The 19,739-nt window shown below is 55.4% G+C and carries 14 protein-coding genes; 9 read left to right on the forward strand and 5 right to left on the reverse strand.

Annotated elements, in window-relative coordinates; all coding sequences use genetic code 11:
• Positions 1–88: 88 nt before the first annotated feature.
• Complete coding sequence (locus B0G80_RS45400; RefSeq protein ID WP_147309917.1) at positions 89–553, reverse strand: hypothetical protein; 465 nt, start codon at positions 551–553, stop codon at positions 89–91.
• A 717-nt stretch (positions 554–1,270) separates the two neighbouring features.
• Here B0G80_RS45400 and B0G80_RS47240 point away from each other — a divergent pair.
• The 3 genes from B0G80_RS47240 (at position 1,271) to B0G80_RS26420 (ending at position 3,342) form a co-directional block, all read left to right on the forward strand.
• A complete protein-coding gene (locus B0G80_RS47240; protein ID WP_258879043.1) occupies positions 1,271–1,861 on the forward strand; it encodes a hypothetical protein in 591 nt (196 codons plus the stop codon).
• A gap of 156 nt (positions 1,862–2,017) precedes the next feature.
• A complete protein-coding gene (locus B0G80_RS26415; RefSeq protein WP_258879044.1) occupies positions 2,018–2,629 on the forward strand; it encodes an RNA 2'-phosphotransferase in 612 nt (203 codons plus the stop codon).
• A 191-nt stretch (positions 2,630–2,820) separates the two neighbouring features.
• Complete coding sequence (locus tag B0G80_RS26420) at positions 2,821–3,342, forward strand: hypothetical protein (RefSeq protein WP_147309918.1); 522 nt, start codon at positions 2,821–2,823, stop codon at positions 3,340–3,342.
• Between the two features lie 278 nt (positions 3,343–3,620).
• Here B0G80_RS26420 and B0G80_RS26425 read toward each other — a convergent pair whose 3' ends face one another.
• The 4 genes from B0G80_RS26425 to B0G80_RS26440 form a co-directional block, all read right to left on the reverse strand.
• Positions 3,621–4,892 (reverse strand): IS256 family transposase, encoded by a 1,272-nt coding sequence (locus tag B0G80_RS26425; RefSeq protein ID WP_408967704.1) that lies wholly within the window; start codon positions 4,890–4,892, stop codon positions 3,621–3,623.
• A 244-nt stretch (positions 4,893–5,136) separates the two neighbouring features.
• Positions 5,137–5,781 carry a HEPN/Toprim-associated domain-containing protein gene (locus B0G80_RS26430; RefSeq protein WP_116120880.1) on the reverse strand — a complete coding sequence of 215 codons (645 nt, stop codon included), beginning with the start codon at positions 5,779–5,781 and terminating at the stop codon, positions 5,137–5,139.
• 144 nt (positions 5,782–5,925) lie between these two features.
• A complete protein-coding gene (locus tag B0G80_RS26435; RefSeq protein WP_116120882.1) occupies positions 5,926–6,633 on the reverse strand; it encodes a HEPN/Toprim-associated domain-containing protein in 708 nt (235 codons plus the stop codon).
• Positions 6,634–7,030: 397 nt separating this feature from the next.
• Positions 7,031–8,785: a phage integrase family protein gene (locus tag B0G80_RS26440; protein ID WP_116120884.1), complete on the reverse strand. Its 1,755-nt coding sequence runs from the start codon at positions 8,783–8,785 to the stop codon at positions 7,031–7,033.
• Between the two features lie 320 nt (positions 8,786–9,105).
• On the opposite strand from B0G80_RS26440, the gene B0G80_RS26445 reads away from it, so the two are divergent.
• The 6 genes from B0G80_RS26445 (at position 9,106) to B0G80_RS26465 (ending at position 19,667) form a co-directional block, all read left to right on the forward strand.
• Positions 9,106–11,145 carry an ATP-binding protein gene (locus B0G80_RS26445; protein ID WP_181920077.1) on the forward strand — a complete coding sequence of 680 codons (2,040 nt, stop codon included), beginning with the start codon at positions 9,106–9,108 and terminating at the stop codon, positions 11,143–11,145.
• Between the two features lie 1,252 nt (positions 11,146–12,397).
• Positions 12,398–13,414, forward strand: a complete 1,017-nt coding sequence (locus tag B0G80_RS45405; RefSeq protein ID WP_147309919.1) for a hypothetical protein — start codon at positions 12,398–12,400, stop codon at positions 13,412–13,414.
• Positions 13,415–13,828: 414 nt separating this feature from the next.
• Positions 13,829–14,470: a ParB/RepB/Spo0J family partition protein gene (locus B0G80_RS26450; protein ID WP_220377495.1), complete on the forward strand. Its 642-nt coding sequence runs from the start codon at positions 13,829–13,831 to the stop codon at positions 14,468–14,470.
• 338 nt (positions 14,471–14,808) lie between these two features.
• Positions 14,809–15,630 carry a TnsA endonuclease C-terminal domain-containing protein gene (locus tag B0G80_RS26455; protein ID WP_116120890.1) on the forward strand — a complete coding sequence of 274 codons (822 nt, stop codon included), beginning with the start codon at positions 14,809–14,811 and terminating at the stop codon, positions 15,628–15,630.
• A 29-nt stretch (positions 15,631–15,659) separates the two neighbouring features.
• Complete coding sequence (locus B0G80_RS26460; protein WP_116120892.1) at positions 15,660–18,101, forward strand: DDE-type integrase/transposase/recombinase; 2,442 nt, start codon at positions 15,660–15,662, stop codon at positions 18,099–18,101.
• Between the two features lie 6 nt (positions 18,102–18,107).
• Complete coding sequence (locus B0G80_RS26465; protein ID WP_258879045.1) at positions 18,108–19,667, forward strand: ATP-binding protein; 1,560 nt, start codon at positions 18,108–18,110, stop codon at positions 19,665–19,667.
• Positions 19,668–19,739: the final 72 nt, after the last annotated feature.

Raw genomic sequence — 19,739 nt, forward strand, 5'->3', positions numbered from 1 at the left:
GAAACCCGTTTGATGCCCGGCTTCGATGCCGGATGGCGAACCACCCGGTCAGAATCGGCGTTTGGCGGGGAAAGATGCCTGGCGAACGTCACTGCTTAGCTGTGACGGCATGGCGTTTGGCGACGCACTGGTCCCGCCATTGCCGAGCGAACTGAGCGGCAGGGCTCACGTATTCAACTCCCGACGCAGCCTGCTCAAGACAACGCACAACTTCGAGAGCCTCATCACCGCAGTCGGGCCCTATCCATTGCGCGAACCTAAGCTTCGCGTTGAGCCCCCGGTCCCACAGCTCTGTGCAAATCCATTCCAAGGCGACATCGGCAGTCGTCGGGCGTGCCAGTTTTGGCAACGCCATCAGCATTTCCGCGTTTGCCTCATCCAATGCTTTGCGATTCAAGAGCTTCCTTAGTTTACGCAATACGTTTTGCGCACTTCGGTCGCGGCGCGCGACCGCGGTGCGCCAAGTGGGATATTGCCGTGCGACGGCTTCAATTACTGGTTGCAGTTCGAAGTCGCGCCAAAATCGCGGAAGTGGCTTGTATGTGTGGTTCATGGCGAACTGAAATTCTCCGGCGCTTATATCCAGCGTTGTCTGTTGTCTGGTTGAGTAAAGTACAGGTGCGCGGCCGTCACATGTTTTGTGGAAAGGTGTCGTGTACAATTTTGGTTGGCGCAACCAGCTTGTCAATTTTAAAAATCGTGTGTAAATAAATGTCTGTTTTTGGGATCGATGCATGTGCTGATGGGCGCCCAAAAAAATGTTAAAATCACGTATTGGCCGACCTTTCGGCGTGCATGAAAATAATAAGTATAAAGCGGTTGTTCGTATAAACGAAGTTTGAATTGGCCCTCTATTTTTATGTCTCCACCTTGGGCCCAAATTCCTGATCGTTAGGCCGCTGCTCGCACCCGGCGGGTCGCAGCCACCGTTGGCTAGCTGGCCGTCGGCGTAGGTCAACTCCCTGTACGCCGAGTCGGCAGAGCCATGATGAGCGAAAAATATTTACTCCAAAATCTCTCCGTTATTAAGGGGTGAATTTTGATAATGCGCTCGATAGTAGGGAAATCAACATGGAACTCCACTTGTTTGTCTCGAATTTGGATGATATAAATTCGCCCAACGGTGCCTTGGGGCGGGTTTGGAAATGCCGGTAGGACGGCATTCTCCTTTTTTCTGGGATTATCAAGCGCCGCCATGGCGTAAAAAATCTATACTATTTTCGGGGTGTTTTGTGGGTAGTCCAGTTTATTTTGTTGCGTGCCCTCGCAAATGACCAAAACCAGCATGCAAACTGCAGAAGCGAAGCAGCGGGCCACCGAAATCATCTGCACGGAGGTTGCCAATGCCGTAGTTGAATTCATGGTCGACTGCGGAATGAATGGCGACCAGGTCAACGTAGGCAACCTTTGTTTCGCGTTTGAGTACGCCTATAGACCGCTACCGCGATTCTGGCGAGACTTCGACCTTAAAGCGGTGCTTGAAGCCATAACGCGTCAATTTCCCGATTGGCGTGCGACCGCTGTGGTCCGCCAACAGTCTGTCAGCGACGTACTGAGTGAAGTCGAGGGCGTTCTGGCCACTTACGCCTTCGATGAAGCGAACGCGGAAATGATGATGGCTCTGCCGTTGGCGGCTCGTCCGCGGGATAGAGAGGCGGCATCTGAGTGGATTTTCTCGGAGCTTCGGAAACGAAATCTCCAGCGAGAGCTACGATATGCGCAGCGCGATGGCAATCGATGTGGCGAGGGTGCTCTTGAGACTTTGCACTGCGTCGAGCGGGCTGCGCTGGGAATTGTGTATGAGAGACTTGGGACTCAGGTCGCTCGGTCCATTCGAAACTGTCGGCTCGCAGGTGACTGACAGAGCATCGCGTCGAGCAGGCAGGCTCGCGTCAACATAGTTAGCTGAGCCGTGGATAGCAGTATCGTTCTCTGGATGTGTGTGGCGTTTGAGGGCGCGTTGGACAAGCACCACGTCGCAAATCGAATAGCTAAGAGAAGATCGGAGGGGCGCCAGATGAGCAATGAACAGAAGGGGCGGATGGCAACAGAAGAGCACGTCGCCGTGAGCAGAGTGCTGTCCAGGATACTGCGGCATGAGCCGGAAATGGTTGGCATCCGTCTGGATGCCCAAGGCTGGGTGGCAATCGAGGAACTCGTGCGCTCAATCAATCGCAGTGCCCGTGCTGCACAGGCTCCAAAGCGCTTAAGGTCGCTGCCCACTGTCACACAAGAACTCGTACTGGATGTGGTGGCTTCCAGCGACAAGCAGCGCTTTTCGGTTTCCCCCGATGGAAAGCGACTGCGTGCCGCGCAAGGGCATTCGATCGACGTCGACTTGGGGTATGCGGACACCGAACCGCCGCCGGTCCTCTATCACGGTACCGCGTGGAGCAGTTGGCCGTCCATAGCTAAAGAAGGACTAAAACCCGGTAGTCGTCACGCAGTTCACCTGAGCAGGGACATCGTTACGGCAACTCGGGTAGGGGAGCGCCATGGACGGCCCATCGTGCTGGAGGTTGACGCAGGCAGAATGCACGCGGACGGGCTTTCCTTTTCCCAGTCGGATAACGGTGTTTGGCTTACATCACATGTGCCGCCAGGATACCTGAAGCCGGTATCACAATAGGAGTCTCCCGCCTCCGCTGTCAATCATGCGGAAGAGCAGGGAAATCGCATTTTCATCCAGGTTATTCAAATTATCCCCGGTTGGTCTTCTTATACTGATTTGCAGGACATCAGTCGCGTCGGGGACGACAGAGAACAATCCGAGCGTTGTCATTCTCCGAGACATCTTGCGACGCGCGGTGCGGCGAAACTATGCGTTCGTCGCCCGGCAACCATACAATTGATACGGGAAAAACAATGCCAGTTAGCTTTTTGGCCTATAAAGGCTTAAAGAAAATTATCAGCTTCGATGACGAGGTCGACGCTGTTGAAAACGGGAACGAATTCGTTACTGTATATGGCCATCCGTGGAGCCCGTTTTTCACTGAGGGACTCGATGTCAACGCGCGGTACGTATGTGCAGAAAGAAAGAGGTTTTTTCTATTCGACGACCATGACGAGTTCGTTGATTGGGTGATGGAGCTATCTTATCTCGTAGGGTGCGAAGGGAAAATTCCTGCGGCTGACAGTAAGGTTGCTTTTCGCGACATCTTTCGCTCTGGAAATGGTGGAATGATAGGACCAGTCGCCTCGGCAAAGCTGGTGTGCGAATTCGATAAGTGGGATGACCGTGTCCGATTACATAGGAGAGGGAAGTTTTACAAGCACTATCTGTTGATGCGGAATATGTTTGAATATGCATCGGTGGATGGTGCTGTGAATATATATGGCTAGGAAGCTCGTCGCTGTGGGGATGACAAGCCGTGGCAACAGTGGCAGTCCCATGTCCCATAACCCAGGAAAAGGCAGCTTTGGTTTGGCCCAATCCGTGGAGTTGGGACAGTATTGCATCTCCGGCGAGCGCACCACAGGTTGCGCTCGCTTTTTCTTTTGTTGCTGACCGGGCCTTTTCGAAAGGGCGAGTGCGGCATTCGTTGCCGACGTGGCAGCCGAAGAATGCTCCGGACATCTCGAACCTGTCCGCATTTTTGTGTGCGAGGCGGTTAGCGGAGTTACCCGCGTGCGTTGGTAAAACGCTCTCCAAACAGAATAGCGAACTGGTTCATGGCGGAGGACCAGTCGAATGCCGCCCGTACAGACTTCGCCAGCACGTTGCGCAATGCCAGCCACAGTAGCTTGATGGCGGCCTCGTCGTTGGGGAAGTGGCCGCGGGTCTTGATGATCTTGCGTAGTTGCATGTTCAGACTCTCAATGGCATTCGTGGTGTAGACGACACGGCGTATGTCGGGCGGAAACACGAAGAAGGGTGTGACGTTCTCCCACGCCCGTCGCCACGACTGCACGATGGTCGGATACTTCGCGCCCCATGGCCCTTCGGCAAAGGCCTCCAGGGCCTGCTGCGCGGCCTGTTCGTTCGCGGCGGCATAGACCGGACGCAGCGCTGCGGCGACGCTTTTGCGATCCTTGTAGCTGGCGTATTCCAGGCTGTTGCGGATCAGGTGCACGATGCAGGTCTGCACGGCCGTGCGCGGGTACGCCGTGCCGATCGCCTCGGCCAGCCCCTTCAGGCCGTCGACCACCGCGATCAGGATGTCCTGGCAGCCCCGGGTCTTCAGTTCATTGAACACCTTCAGCCAGAACTTCGCACCTTCGGTCTGCTCGATCCACAGGCCGAGCACGTCGCGCTGGCCGTCGGCCTGAATGCCCAGCGCCAGATACACCGCCTTATTGCTCACCACACCGTCGCCACGGATCTTCACGCGCAGCGCGTCGAAGAACACCACCGGGTACATCGGCTCAAGTGGACGGCTTTGCCAGGCAAGCGTTTCGGCCATCACCTCATCGGTGACCGAGCTGATGAAGTCGGGCGAGACCTCGGTGCCATAGCTTTCGGCCAGAAACGACTGGATCTCGCGCACGCTCATGCCGCGTGCGTACATGGCAATGATGCGTTCGTCGAAGCCCGTGAAACGGCGCTCGTGCTTGGGAATCAGGATCGGCTCGAAGCTGCCTTCACGGTCGCGCGGCAGATCGACCCGCACCGGGCCACGCTCGGTGATGACTGTCTTGCCGCTGGCGCCGTTGCGTTCATTGGTCTGCTCCGCAGGCTTGGGCTGGCCGGGCCGGTAGCCCAGATGCATGTTCATTTCGGCGCCCATCGCGCGTTCGATGAGCGCCTTGTTGAACGCCAGCATCAGGTCCTGAACCTCGGCGGGCGTCATCGGACCCTTCACCAGTTCATCCAGCAGCGCTTCAGGCAGTTCAGGCAGCGGCCCGCGGGCCGCTGCCTGAGACGCGACGGTGCGTTTCTTTTTCATCGGCATATCCATGATCTTGATCCCTCATGATATGCCCCGCCCACGAAATTACGGATAGGTCCGACATCTCCACCACCTTCCGCTTGACTCGCGGCCGTGTGAATCGGCTTCGAGCTTCCAGTTTCACATCTGTTTTGGCTAGACTCCTGTACGACAGCACGAAAGTGACTCTGGATCGAGCGAACCCCGTTTCGTCTCGTAGCAGCTAAAGCAGAAAAACGTGCGCAACCGTCAGTCGCGCACATTGAGTTTAATATTCGTCCCTTCGCCCGAGCATGTCATCGAAGGTGATATCGCCCCGATGCAGCACAAACGACGTCACATCCAGCTCGCACACTGCGTTTCCATCCGTAATTTCAAGCAACGCCACCGCCATGTTGTTGAAGGTACTGCACGGAAATCCCAGGAGACCATGTTCAGGTTCAAGGTCTTCAAAGGGAGGCTTGTCCGGACCGGTGATGATGTCCACGTATGGATTGCCTGTCACTTTGAATGCTTCTGCAGCGCGTCGAGCGGGAGTTACGCCAGTTTCCACGGCAGTTTCAAGGGCATTGAGCCAACCACCGAGAGAGCCGGACATTCGGAACGCTTCGCCATAGGCTTCAGCGGACTCGCCGGTGAAATGCAGGCTTCCTCCTTCAGACATCATGCAAACCTTTTCATAATATTTCCAGAACTCCCTTTCCAACGTAGCACGGTTGTATCCCGCTCGGCCAAGTCGCCGACGAAGCGTGTCGGCCGTTATCGAGTACACAAACTCGAATTCGAGCGTCTCGGGACCCCGTTCCCGGCAACGGATGACCCGGTCTTCCGGTCTGAAGTACCACCGGTTGTACCGGTTGACTGTGCTCGACATTGGATAGCCACCGATGGTGGTGTGTACGACGCATTCCATATAAATTCCTGTGTTCGCTTACTTGATGGAGGACAGTCCGGGGAAGAAGCGATCTACTCGTTTGAGACGTCCAGTAATTGGCAGTCCCGTTCGATGCCTCAAACCAGGTCCTGTGTTCGTCCCGATTCGCGGGGCGGCGTGTTGCTAGATGTCGCTCTCGTCGTGAAAGACATTCTGAACGAGCTGCTTCTGCCGCAGCCTCATGTCATCGAACGTCGTATCGTCCAGATACTCGACGAACATGGACACCTCCTGCTCGCACCGTACGTGGCCATCTACAACCTCCAGCAGGGCGACCGACATGTTGTCGAGCGAACTGCATGGGAAGCCGAGAAGGCAGTGGTTGGGCATCAGGTTGAGGTCACCGGGTTTGTCCGAACCCGTGATGATGTCCACCAGGATGTCCTCGGGATGAGCAGCCTCACGTGCATTCCGTCGAACCCGGGTGACGTTCGCCCTGACCGCCTTCGCGAGCGCTTCCAGCCAGTCGTCCAGCGTGGCAGCCCGGAATGCATCGGCGCGAGCCTGTGCTTTTTCAGCGTCGGGGTAGGGGTTGAAGAACAGGGTCCCCGATTGCCGGCAAACGGCCTCGTGGTACCGCATGAACTCCTGTTCCAGCGTTGTTCGCGTAAAGCCCGCGCGCCCAAGACGCCTGCGCAGCACGTCAGCAGTCACCGAATATGCGTACTCGAGCACCATTCGCTGTTCACCGTCGGGCGTGTCCCAGTGGAGGGGATACTTGCGCGAGCGAATGACCCTGTCCTTTTTTTCGAATCGCTCCCACACGGTGTAGGAGCGTCGCATTACATCCAGTTCATAGCCGCCAATCGAAATTTCAGAGCTGCACGTCATTAAAATAGCCTCTTCGAATATGGAACTCGTTGTTGTCCGGAAGATGTGCGTCTGACGGACGTCCCGATGTCCGCAATGGCAGACCTCTTCGTATAAGCGCGTGAAGGGCGCATGAAAATCGCGAAATCACGAATCTGGAAGATGGACGCACGTCGAATTCGGGAAACTGGCTCACGTGCTTCGAGTTTTCGGCAGGAAATATTTTTGGCTGGCTGCGTCACGGCTGCAACGGATGCATAGAGCGCAATCTGTTTTGCCGGAAAACGATTGGCCAGAGCGGACCGTCCATCAATACGCAGTGGAAAAGCGAGCGTTCTGATGGCGGTGCAGGCGGGTGGTTAAGGGCAGGGTGCCGATGGTAGTGGTAGTTCAGTCTCAGCTGGGTCGCGGACACGTACTATCCACGCGTCACGCGTCGCCCGAATGCCGCGCCAACCTGATCTGCGCGCCGCGCATTGTCTCCGTGGAGATAGGTCGACGTCGTCGCGATGGACGCGTGCCGCAGATTGTCCCGGACCGCGACGAGTTCGACGCCATTCGCCAGTGCGTGCGACGCATGCGTATGCCGCAGCCAGTGGGGGCTGGCCCTGTCGATCCGCGCAGACTGTTCAACGTCATCACCGGCCAGCCGTGACGCGACGAGTGCGAAGAACGCATCTGTGACCTGGCGTAGTCGCGCCGGCGTGATGGCCCGGCGGCCGTGACCGGCGGGTTCGAGCGATGCGAGGAGTGGCGTCGACGGATGCCAGCGTCGCCGCGTGACGGGCAGGCCACGCTGCAACAGATAGCCGTCAAGCGCGTCGAGTGCAAGGGGCGGTAGTGCAACCGCGTCTGGCTGCGCGCCCTTGCCGGTGACATGCAGCCATAGTACGCCCCGGGCGTCGGGGCGAATGTCGCCGAGTGTAGCGCTGACCAGTTCATGTGCGCGCAGTCCGGTGCCATAGGTGAAATCGAGCACGAAGCGCAGGCGCTGGGCGGCGGGAGGCTGCCAGCCGTACGACCATTCAAGCCCGTCCGCGAGATTGCGTGCTGCCTGCCATTCACTGTCCGTGAGCGCGCGCGCCGTATCGAACGGCGTGGCGCGCTGGCCACCGCGTACGGTCAGTCCGGCGAACGGATTGCCAAGCAGATAGCGCTGCTCGACCAGCCAGCGGAACAGCGCGTTCAGCACCGCCAGCGCGTAGGCCGTCGAGTGGGCCGAAAGGCCGTCCGCGAAGGGACGCCACTCGACGGAGTTGCGCGGACGTGGCGGTCCGGCCCAGCGCGCCCGCGGCGTGGGATGGCGGAGGAACGCGCGGTAGGCGATCGCGTCGTCGGTCGTGAGCGATGAGAGCGCCTGGCGCCGCTCGACGATGGCCCACAGCATCAGCCGTTCGGCTTCCCGCCGGTACGCGCGCGCCGTGTGCGGGGCTTCGTGCAACGCCAGCCACGCGTGCGCCGCCTCGTAATCGTTGCGCGCGTTCAAGAGACAGCCGCGGCGTGGGGCCCGGAAGCGTCCGTGTGAGCCGTCCAGCTCAGGTGCGGGTTTGAGTCGTTCCCACGGCACGATGCCTTCGTCGTTCAACGACTTCATGCGCTCGACGAGTGCCCACGCTTGGCTAGTCAGCGCCGGATGCGTGGCGAACAGTGCTTCGACCTGGTGGGCGCCGACGCGGCCGACGCCCGGAATGCCGCGCCACCACAGCCGCCGGCGGGGCACCCGCACCGTCAGCTCGGCGAGCGTGCGCAGGCGGGCAGCGCATAGCGTCGCCGCGAGGCGAGGCGGCAGCCATGCGCCGACCGCGTCGGTCAGGCGTGGCTGCGGGATGGCCGTCCGACGCAGGACGTCGACCGCGTGCATGACGGCGGCAGCGGACCGGGTTCGTCCTTCCGCCGGGCACTGGAAGAGCGGGATGAGATCGTTGCGCTGGCGGGCGGCGGCGCACGCCACGAGCTGCCGGCGGATGCGGGCAAGCAGGCTACGGGAGGACTGACCGTCAGCGCGCACGTGACCGAGGTAGCGGGTGACGGCGGCGCGCGCGGTGAGGCCTTCGTGCCATGCGCGCAGCGCGGCAAGCGACGCGAGGTCGGGCAATGCAGCGGACAGGGCAGCGGGCGTTCCACCGGAAGGTCCGTTCCCCGGTCCGGAAGACTGGACAGGAACGGTTTTCATTAGAACAGTTTAGGTCGCTGCGAGCGCTCTTGCGATAAGATAATTTATCGCAAGTGTATTGTTTGGTCACCTACTATGTCCCGCCGTGCAACACGCCTTTCGGCGAAGCTGCCGGATACCTTCCGAGAAATTGAGCCGGTGGCACGCCACGCGGGCAGAATCTTTGCAGGCCCGCATGGACCGTCTCATGCGTTGGCTGACGGTCGGGCACGGTATGGCGGCGGCTGTCAAGACGGGCAGGATCGGGATAAAATGTCGCCCGGACATCGCGGGTCGGTGCCGCACGGCACCTGTAAATAACAGTGACAACGGGGATGCGAATGAGCGAATTGATCGAGACAGACGCCGGCGGGCCGCGATTTATTCACGTCGACGCGAAACCTGATCATCTTGCATCTCTCGCCCGCGGAAAACCAGTCAGCGCACTGGCTGAGCTCGTCTGGAATGCGCTTGACGCCGACGCAGACCGCGTGCGGATTGGCGTGACGGACAACGATCTTGGCAATCCTGTTTCCATTGAGGTGGTGGACAACGGTCTAGGCATCACGTTTGAAGATGCCGAAAGGACTTTTGGTAGTCTTGGCGGTTCGTGGAAACGGGAGCACCGCGTCACCGCTCGCTCAAACAAGAAAATGCACGGCCGGAACGGCAAGGGGCGTTTCAAGGCATTTGCGCTTGGACACGAAGTGGTGTGGGATTCGGTCTATCTGGGCAATAACGACACGCCACTGCACTTTGTCATAAGCGGGCGGAGCGACCGGTTGCAGGATTTCGAGATTGGCAAGGTGCGCAGCGCGCCGATGTCTCGATCGCGCGGCACCCGCGTGCGCATCGACAGTTTGCCCGAACCATTCGGTGTCTTGTCTAGCGATGGTTCTGCCAACCGGCAACTTGCCGAAACGTTTGCTCTGTACCTTCGCAACTATCCCGCCACGGAGATCATCTACCGCGGCGAGCGGATTGACCCGGCTTCCGTTCAGAAATCGCACGAAACCGTGCGACTCCCAGCGTTCATTGCTGCCGACGGCAGTGAAATCACAGCGGTACTAGATATCGTTGAATGGTCCTTCTCAAAAAAGGAGAGACGGATCTGCCTTTGCGATTCTGAGGGTTTCGCGCTACATGAAGTAGAGGCGGGCGTCCGACCCGGTACGGAATTCAACTTCACAGCCTATATCCGGTCGGACTACATCGCCAAGCTGAATCATGACAACGGCTTGGCGCTTGACGAACTCGACCCGGACTTGCGCCGTCTTGCCGAAAGCGCGCGAGGAGCGCTCCGTTCGCATTTCCGGCGGCGCAAGGCCGAGGCTGCCTCTGAGTTGGTGCAGCAATGGAAAGACGAGGGGGTCTATCCGTTTACCGGCGATGCAGCAGGTTCACTAGAAACCGCGCGGCGAGAGGTGTTCGACATATGCGCCCTGAATGTTCACCAATACCTCGACTCATTTCGCGAGGGCCGGCCCAAGGACCGGCAGTTCACTCTCAGGATGTTGAAGGCGGCGCTTGACGAAAACCCAGAGTCGCTCAAGCGGATCCTGTCAGATGTTTTGGAGTTGCCGAAAGAAAAACAGACGGAACTCGCAGATCTGCTTCAGTACACGACCCTGTCGTCAATCATCGAGGCGAGCAAGATGGTAGCCGACCGGTTGCAGTTTCTCACAGGCTTTCAGGAACTGCTGTTCCGGCCGGATACGAAAAAGAGCCTCCGCGAGCGAACCCAGCTACATCGCATGCTAGAAAACGAGACCTGGCTATTTGGGGAAGAGTACCTGTTGACCAGCAGCGACGAGAATCTGAATACGGTGTTGCGAAAGCATCTCGCGAAGCTTCGTCCGCCGGAAAAAGGTACGAGACGTAGGGCAGCTCCAGTGGTGCGAGACGACGGCACTCAGGCCGTGATTGATCTTTTGCTTGCGCGAGAAGTACCCGCCTACGCGCAAACCAGGCGGGAATTCCTAGTAGTGGAGCTGAAACGACCCTCCCAAAAGATTGATCTCGAAGTAGCGTCGCAGATACAAAGCTATGCGCTGACTGTGGCGAGCGACGAGAGGTTTGACGTCAGAAACACGCACTGGACCTTTATCGCCATCTCCAACGAGATGTCGCCGGAAGCGGCAAGAACTGTTCGGCAGCAAGGGAAGCCTTACGGTTTCTTTCATCAGGAAGACAATCTACGGATTGGCCTGGCGACATGGGCCGAAGTGATTGCGGCGTCTCGGGCGAGGTTGGAAGCGTTTCGAAGCAGGCTGGACTACACGGCAACGACAGATCAGGGTGTGGCACTCCTACACAGCAAGTATGCGCGATACTTGCCAGAAAGTTTCCTACCTCAGCAGGTCGATCCATCGACTGCTTGAAAATCGGCGCTTATTTGGCTGAGACATGCGCTCTCTGGCAAGCCTGAGCGAGATGGAAATCCATTGGAAACGGAATATCTCCGATCAACTGTCACCGAATTGTCGGTGCAGGGCCTTTATGCAAGCTACGACCTGGTTCCAGCGGCGATCTCGTCGCTTGTGCATTTCCTAACAGGTAGCTTAGCCCCTCTGATTCTCTTTATCGCGACGGCACTTACGACATCATTCATACTACAAAGCCGACACACCAAAAATTTGCATGTTACAAACCATGTTGACGTACCTCAAAATCTAGGTGGAGAAAAATTCACATAGATTTTTCCGCTTGGGCTGGTGAAATGCTCGGCTCTTTGGAACACGCTGATCGCAACCTTCATAACCTGACGTATGTTTCACGGAAATAGCAAGCTGCGACAGATCATCGAGTTCGGAGTAGTCAGGCCTCGAACGCGATTTGCCGAACGGAACCGCGAGCGGGAGTGGTTGCAAAGTGCAGACCTCACAATATCGAATATATATCACAGAAAGACATTCTTGAAAAATTAATTAAGGACGACAAATTAATGGATGTCGTGCTAGATGGGTATGAGACGATGGTATCTCAAAATTTGAGAAATTCGCTATGGCTCAGCGATGCTGACATGCAAGTTTGAACTTGCACAATTGATCCGCTGGAAGCCCGACGAGTGGGAAAGATAACAGTTAACTTCTGCGATTCGAAATTGCTTTACCACGAAATGCGCAGGCAAGACTGCTCAAGCAAATCTAGCAATCGCTAGAACAATCTCGATGACGCAACGCGCCTGGTGCAATATAAGTACGAGAAGCGTTCAAGGCGGGAAAATTGGGCTTGTGTTGCCGATTGATGTGTGACTAAGCTTCCTGCTATCGCACGCCAGTAGGGAAAAGCAAACGTACCGTTGATTCGCACGTCGGGACACAAACGGCTCAAAAAACTTCGATCAGGATGCTGGTTCCCAAGTTCAGATCGGGCGTATAGAAGGAGGCAGTTAGCAAAAGAATTTGTCTAGCGAGCTCGAGCTAGCCCCGCATTTCCGCAGGGCTGTCGCAGAGATCGCTGACCGGCTTGGCGCGGCCACCGATACCCGCGTAAAGAGAAAGCGGATGATCCGTCACGAAACGGAGCATCCGCTATTGTCGGCTCAACCAGCAAACCGATCCTGTCCTTCGACAAGACAGATGGTGGCCCTGACCGAGCCGTTTGTCAACCGTTCTCCGAAGGAGAAGGGGTATGCTTTCGTCTAACGTCTATGACCGCGCGTCTCGACTGTGCTCTGTGGGCTTTGCACAGATGGCAACAGAGGTGGGGTCCTCAGTTCAGAGCGCTTCACGCGCCGTTTGCCGCCCAACGTCTGACTCACAGGAACCCATCGCAGACGGCAACGGTCGCCGGCAGGCCGCTCATCGTCAGGAATGTGCTTTCGACCGCCCGGTCGAGGTAGTGCTGCTGGACGGTCCCGATTCGCCCTACCGAACGCGTGCAATGTCCGGCGTTTTGCAATTTCTGGCGAAGCGTAGCTCGTCTGCCGTGGGGAGCAACGAAGAGACACCACGATGCTGTTACATCCTCAGGGTGACGCGGCTGCAGAGCTTCGATTCGCGTTTGCGTATGGTCGTGGCGGGTGTGCGCTTTTCGGAAACCCGGTTTATCGCCCTCGATTCACCCGACGACCATTCTCGGTGTCTGTTCTCAACCGCCGTTCAAATTGCAAGGCTGGTTGCGCGGAGAGTCATTGTGATCTGTGCTGTTGATCTTTCGCATCAGACGGCCAAGACGTTGAAATCCGCGATGGAAACACTTGGCATCAGCTTGGGCGAAATTCATCTGAAGTCCCGTGCAAAGAGTCGGGATGTCGGCGCGGCTGTAGCGGAACGTTGTTGCGAATACATGACCTGGATGCCCAAGGCGGCGGTTGCTCCGGATGCTGCATTTTCCTCTCCGAAGTCAGTGGTTCGGGCTCTGATACGTTACCTCGCCGCGCGCAATCAAACTGATAGCTCTCGCCGTGTCCACACCGATAACGTCCTCCGCGTTCAAGTTGGTGCGACCGCCGTAGTTCATTACGGGACGCAAGTGGACAAGTCGTTGCAACGCAAAGCCGTGGAATGCGGATACGGAAATACCATGATCTCTCGGCTTGTCAGGAGTGCAGCTATCTACAACGTAAATAATCGCCCCGCTTGCACCAAAGCTTATTGCAACAATTTTGCCGTCAACCGCCTCCCGCGGGAGCGTCGCTGGCGATAGCGCGCGAAGTCGTTCTATCTAGCAGCAGGATAACGGGCTTAGGCGGAGGTGCGGACCCGTCACAGCCGATTACTCCGCCAACCGACAGCATCGTTGCTTTGTTCGTTGGCACGGATCGTTGTCTGGCACCTTCCTCCGAACTTAGCTTTTTGTGGAGGCTGACATGACAGTACCAGCACTGCCAATTCGGAAAGGAACGCTGGCGCGCTATAGAGAGCAGGCTCCGGCGACAAGTAGAGGAACACGCGTTAGATGGAGGCTCATCTTGGACATAACTGTTATCGGAATCAACAAGCAGCTCACTTGCATTGGGATAGCGATCGGTGCACTGCCGCCAATGTACGAGGGATCGCATGCGGAGATCTTGGAAGGTTGTTACATATATGAGAGGGCAGCGAAATGAGCGATCACAAAATGACCAAGGTCGTCTTCGATTGCAAGGTATCGGAGCGCAAGATTTTGGTTGTTCCTATCGCGACAATCTCGCGCACCCCGTACAACCCCGCAGCCCGAACCAAGGAGGGGGCAAAGCTGAAAAATTTGATCGACGGTATCAAGGAGTATGGGCAACTCTATCCTGTACTGATTACAGCTGAGCGCGAACTGGTGGATGGTAATCGTCGTTTGACCGCTTGCAGTGCGCTTGGCTACACCCATCTCGAATGCATCATCCTTGATATGGATAGGGATAAAGCTTTCACGGCCATTAACACAACACCCGAAAAGCTTGGTGGAAAGGGCTGGCTGGAAGTTGGCCGTGGGGGAGGATATCTGTTTAAGAAAGAGCGTGCCCAATATGACGAGCTTGCCGCATTGGTCGGGGAGTTTGGCATTGACCTTCTGATTCAAAAGAATCTCGGTCTGAACATCCTGCCATTGTGCAAGAGCGTCGCAAGTCTCGGCCTATCGCGCGGATTGGGTGAAATCATACTGCTTACCGCGAAGAATGGATTGACGAACAAAATCAACTTTGAGCTTCGCGCCGACAAGCCCAAGGTGGAAAAAGTGCTCGCCCTTGAAAAGATCTTCCGTGATGCAGCCCAGGAGATTGTATGACCGATAAACGCGAGGCATATCGGAACTCCTTCGCCATCGGACAATTGTTGCGAGCCGTCGACTCACTGAGTGCTCAATCGTCGCCTTAGCGCCGCCGGGGAGGTGGGGATCTCGCGCAGCGCTCGCAGAGGCTGCCATGAGGCAGACAGGGTTCGTTGCCGAGGTCGACCTCGCTCACGAATGTAACAACTCAACCGTCATTTCGTGCATCAGCATAGCGTCGTTTAATCATCGATTAACGTGATTACTTAGAGAAAAAAAGTTATGCGTAAAAATAGGAATACTAATATATGAGACTGTTTTGTACACGTGCCTAAATCCTGAAATGGAGATTTGCTATGACGTCACGAACGCTGAGAATGAAGGAGCACACTCTTAGCCGAAAGCTAAACGAGCAAGATTGTGCGAAAAGAGCTGGCACATATTTGCGCTGGCTCCACACACGGGATATGCCCGGATCAGGGATAAAAACCCGCTTGGCATGCGAAAAAGCCCCTGCTGAAGAACTACACCTTATGTCCGATGCGGAACACGCCGCTTTTTTGGAGGCATGGTACCGCGACGATGTCGTGGCAATTTTTGACCAGTACGCTCTTGAGAGGAACAAAACGCAACGTGCAGCACTCTCCGTCAACATCGACCATCCCAGATACGATGGTCGAACCGAACCAGCGGTACTAAGCACTGATCTAGTGCTCAACGTTCGACGCGGTAGAACGTATACAAGGGAAGCCAACTCCGTTAAGTCGGCACGCAGGAATGTTGGGAAGACGCTTACACGCACGCAGTTGATTGAGCGCCGGATGTGGGAGGACGAGGGAGCAATTTACCGATTCGTGACGGCTAACGGCATGCATGCAAACCGGTCGAAAAATCTGTCCTGGATTTTTCGTGCTCACAACGATACCGTCGGAAGACAGCTATCGAATTTCGAGTTAGTAGCTCGGCGGGAAATTCTCCGTATTTTTCGAAAGCGAAAATATATGCGCGTGATTGATGCGTGTCGGTACGTCGATCGCACCTTCGAACTGGCCTCGGGTACAGCTGTTCAAGCCTTTCGTCAACTCGCCGGCGGCAAACATTTGGCGTTCAATCTAAACGTTCCCGATCCTATTCAGTTGCTCTTTGGTGAGGTTTGGAGGCCGAAAAGGAATGGTTAACGCTTCGATGAAGCGATCCGGAGGGTGCCATGCCAATGAAATCCACATATCCGTCGCAGCCGCTCGCCGTGTGCGACGTTTTAAAAGAACGGTTTGGGAAGGCCGTTTACATCGTCCTTAAGACAGGGAAGGGTTCGCGTTGGACCCATATCATCGATATTGAACACGATAAGAAGTCAAGTAGCAATCGTAAGGCTTTACCAATAAAGCAAAAAACGGATGAGTTGATGGACCGTCTTTCTGAGCAATACAAAGACGTAGATGCGCTCGATCGATTGGATAAGTTGCCAACCGACGTATCAGATAGGCGAAGCATAAATCCGTTGGAATTGTCGAACAGATCAATTAAATATAAGGAAATATTGCTTGACCCAACAAAGTCAACAGGATGGAAGCTCATCTCGGGCCTGTTGACCTTCGACCTGCCTTTGAACGAAAAGGGCGAGGTACCCGAACCTTCATATTATGGAGACGAATTCGAGGCACTGCTTCATTCTGAGACCCGTCGAAAGCGCGTTTTGCGTTACTGCAAAGTTTCAAACATCTCTGAAGATACAGTATATCGAACGTTCCGCCGCTATTGTCAGCGAGGATTAACTAGCGCAGCCGCCGCCGATGACTATGATCTTAGTGGAGGAAGAGATCAGCAGAGAGAATGGAAATCCCGACCGGGCAAGGCTCCTCAGCATAGAAATTTCGGAGCATCGGCGTGCGATCAAGAGGTTCGACGACTCATTGCATTGGCTGCAGACTACTATTTCTCATTCCAGTACACAAAGGGAAAGAGATCCCAAAAGACCCTCGAACAGGCCTTGAACTGGCTACGCGCAACTTTCCTACGGGATAGGGCCGTGTACAACGAAAAAGGGGAAATAGTCGAGCTTAGCTTGAGTGGTCGAATTGTGATCACAGTCAGGCAGTTGCAATATTACATACTGAAAAATTATACATACGAGGAACGACGTATTCATAGGGTAGGTCTCCGACAATACCTGCTCCACGAGCGACCACTGAAAGGTCAACTTCGGACAACGAGGGGACCGGGAGAACGGTTTCATATCGACGCAACAGTTCTTGATATCTATCTGGTTGGCGAGATTTTGCGAACGAAAGTTATTGGTCGACCGGTTTTGTATCTGGTGATTGACGACTACTCTGGAATGGCCGTCGGCTTTCATCTCACATTCGATCCACCGTGTTGGGATGGGGCAATGATGGCGCTTGTCAACGCGATCAGTCCGAAGGTCGAATTCTGTAGGTCATTGGATATTTATATTCGTGAGGAACAGTGGCCCGCTTGCCGTCTCTGCGAGGGCATATACGCAGACCAAGGCGAGGTGAGTAGCGTTCACAAAGCGCACCCATTGATTTCTCACTACCGTGTGAACGTGTCGAATGCGCCGGCTTATCGTCCAGATCTTCGAAGCGTGATGGAGCGGCGCTTTGGGATTATTCCGGCAATTTGGACGCCGCTTGTTCCAGGGATAGTAGAGAAAAGCTCATTCGACCGTGGAGTCGCACATCCGGCGTACCACGCGGCGCTCGACCTGAAACAACTTCGGCGAGTCATTTGCCACGCATTGCTCAGCTACAACACTCGCGTAATCCGCGGCTATCCCACTCCTGAAGGAATGATCGAACGGGAACTCGCACCGACGCCGCTCAATCTTTGGACGTATGGAACCGAGGTGAACGGGTGCGGAAGGCACGTCGCTGTAGACGAGTTTCGGGCCAAGGTTATGCCAAAAACGACAGCTTCAATCGATGCTCGAGGAATACTGCACAACGATCTGCACTATGAATGTCCGACGTTTGATCTCGTCGAACGCCAAGCGATGTTCCGCGCAGAGGGAACCGAGACAAAAGTTCAAATTACATTCGACTCTACCGACAACAGCAGTATTCAGATACTTGGTTTGGGTGAGCCGATCACGTGCCCGATTTCAGAGCACAACGTCGGAAACTTGCAGGGGGTTACATACCAGGAACAGAGCCTTGGGAAAGACCTTGATGCAACCAATCGCGGAATGGCTAAAGAAGCGGGTGAACCTGATCGTGCTAAGACTGATTACAACATCTCAAAAATCGCGAAGGAAGCGACCTCGAAGACGGCAAAGGCCTTGCGTGAGGCGGGCATGACTCGGCCTGATATCAAGGATATAGATGAGATGCGTAACGTAGAGCGGTCGGCGAGCAAAGGTTTGCTGGCAGAAGATGCATCAAAGGATGCCAGGAAAGCTCGGCGGAACAGCAAGACCGGTGGATCTTTCAAGAACATCATCAAGAAGATCGTGCAAGGCGCCCGCGTGGGAGCCTCTGTAGAGCAGGAGGAAGCGTATGACGAGGAAGGAGATGCCTATGAGAGATCCGAAAATGATGCAAACGTCCCTTCGGATGAAACCGTTCAAATGACTTCCAAAGAGCTACGCGAGAAACGTGCGAGAGAGTTGCTCGAGGAAATGGACAGATAGGAGCATATGATGAACATCAAGGAAACGGTTGCGAAAGTGATCTCAGGTAAGAAGTCCAACCAGCCTGGGCCCATTATGCAATGCGTTGAGTCAGTTGAGGCATGCTATTACAGCGGAGATGATTTGCTGCCAGAGTATCGAAAAAATCCGTTGATCGCTGCATTGGGGCGCATTTGGGACAAACGTGCGATCTTGAAGGCTCTCGACGTGCCTATCGCCTTTTCGGAGGATGAACGGTCTAGGTCCGAAGAGTATCGCTTGCACGCCATAGGAAGACTATCACGATTTGTATTGGCTCTCCCTGCGCATCTCGACGTGGTGAGCACGTTGCAGCTGATGGTGCGACAGCACTATGTTGGAGTGAATATTGGGGACGACTACGTACAAGGTATCAAGGATCGCTATCGTGAGAATCAAGATGGGGAGCTCATGCCTATTTACCATCACGAGCGTTCGCATGCCTATTGCGCAGGCGTATTCGGACTTTCGGGTGGTGGGAAGACAACAGCATTAGAGTCGGCGCTGCGGCTACTGCCAAAGGTAATCCACCACAAGGATCACGGGTTGAATCAGGTCGTCTGGATAAAGGTAGATTGCCCTAAGAGTGCGAGCTTAAAAGACACGCTTAAACTTCTGATACTCGAGTTTGATAGCTTGCTCGGAACTGATTACTCGGCGGAAGTGGGGTCGCGAGCGACTCTGGCCGACTATGCAAATAAGCTACACCGTATTTCGAAGCGGCATCAGACAGGTCTCATTGTGATCGACGAAATGCAGAACGCGCTGCACGCGGTTGCGAAGAACGACCCGCTATTTGACTTTTTTGTCAATCTCACCAACGTTGTGCGAATTCCGGTCATTGTCAGTGGAACACCAAAGGGAGCCCAGCTATTTCGGAAGACGCTGCGATCGGCGCGACGTATCAGTAGTCAAGGCGTAATCACATGGGACGGAATGCGGAACGAAGATGACTGGCGCCGATTCTGTAATCAACTGCAGAAGTATCAATGGCTCGCTGATCCTGTTCCTCTGTCAGACGCCTTGCGACGGTACTTGTTATTCTTGACTCAAGGGCTTCCCGGCGTAACGGTGCCTCTTTACCAGCTGGCGCAGTACGCGGCAATCTCCTCTGGCGCGGAGAGACTTTCCAAAAAGCTAGTTAGAGATGTTTTCGATGAGAAGATGGGTTCTCTGAGGCCGATGATGAACGCTATCCGTTCCAGAGATAAGGCGAGGATGCTCGCATATGACGATTTGTTGGGCGATACGCTCGACGATATCGTTGAATCGGTCGAGGCCGAGGCGAAGCGGCATGGCAATCAGGAACTTGCGATGGAGCACGACAAGAATGAGTCGGCGATCAGCGCGGTGTCTAGGTTGTTGCTCTTGGGTGTGCCGCAGGAGTTGGCGTCTTCGCTCGTGAACGCGGTGCAAAAGGAATACCCGAGAGCATCATCTCAGGAATTGAGTAATGAAGCAGCACGACGGTTCTATCAGAAGAAAGCACCGGCGATCTCTCTGCAGAATGCCATCAGGTCGAAAGAAGAAGTCATTGGATCGCGGTAGATAGGAAACAGTGTAATCGATCTCCGTACTCGATCCTATTGATGGAGCGGTAATACGGGCGCTTGCAAACAA

Source organism: Paraburkholderia sp. BL6669N2 (assembly GCF_003387275.1).
GTDB lineage: Bacteria > Pseudomonadota > Gammaproteobacteria > Burkholderiales > Burkholderiaceae > Paraburkholderia.

Excerpts from the sequence above, each read along its gene's own strand:
- B0G80_RS26415 (WP_258879044.1), top strand. The coding sequence starts at position 2,018 with ATGAGCAATGAACAGAAGGGGCGGATGGCAACAGAAGAGCACGTCGCC.
- B0G80_RS26420 (WP_147309918.1), top strand. The coding sequence starts at position 2,821 with ATGCGTTCGTCGCCCGGCAACCATACAATTGATACGGGAAAAACAATG.
- B0G80_RS26435 (WP_116120882.1), bottom strand. The coding sequence starts at position 6,633 with ATGACGTGCAGCTCTGAAATTTCGATTGGCGGCTATGAACTGGATGTA.
- B0G80_RS26460 (WP_116120892.1), top strand. The coding sequence starts at position 15,660 with ATGCCAATGAAATCCACATATCCGTCGCAGCCGCTCGCCGTGTGCGAC.
- B0G80_RS45405 (WP_147309919.1), top strand. The coding sequence starts at position 12,398 with ATGCTTTCGTCTAACGTCTATGACCGCGCGTCTCGACTGTGCTCTGTG.
- B0G80_RS26465 (WP_258879045.1), top strand. The coding sequence starts at position 18,108 with ATGATGAACATCAAGGAAACGGTTGCGAAAGTGATCTCAGGTAAGAAG.
- B0G80_RS26425 (WP_408967704.1), bottom strand. The coding sequence starts at position 4,892 with ATGCCGATGAAAAAGAAACGCACCGTCGCGTCTCAGGCAGCGGCCCGC.
- B0G80_RS26440 (WP_116120884.1), bottom strand. The coding sequence starts at position 8,785 with ATGAAAACCGTTCCTGTCCAGTCTTCCGGACCGGGGAACGGACCTTCC.
- B0G80_RS26450 (WP_220377495.1), top strand. The coding sequence starts at position 13,829 with ATGACCAAGGTCGTCTTCGATTGCAAGGTATCGGAGCGCAAGATTTTG.
- B0G80_RS47240 (WP_258879043.1), top strand. The coding sequence starts at position 1,271 with ATGACCAAAACCAGCATGCAAACTGCAGAAGCGAAGCAGCGGGCCACC.
- B0G80_RS26445 (WP_181920077.1), top strand. The coding sequence starts at position 9,106 with ATGAGCGAATTGATCGAGACAGACGCCGGCGGGCCGCGATTTATTCAC.
- B0G80_RS26455 (WP_116120890.1), top strand. The coding sequence starts at position 14,809 with ATGACGTCACGAACGCTGAGAATGAAGGAGCACACTCTTAGCCGAAAG.
- B0G80_RS45400 (WP_147309917.1), bottom strand. The coding sequence starts at position 553 with ATGAACCACACATACAAGCCACTTCCGCGATTTTGGCGCGACTTCGAA.
- B0G80_RS26430 (WP_116120880.1), bottom strand. The coding sequence starts at position 5,781 with ATGGAATGCGTCGTACACACCACCATCGGTGGCTATCCAATGTCGAGC.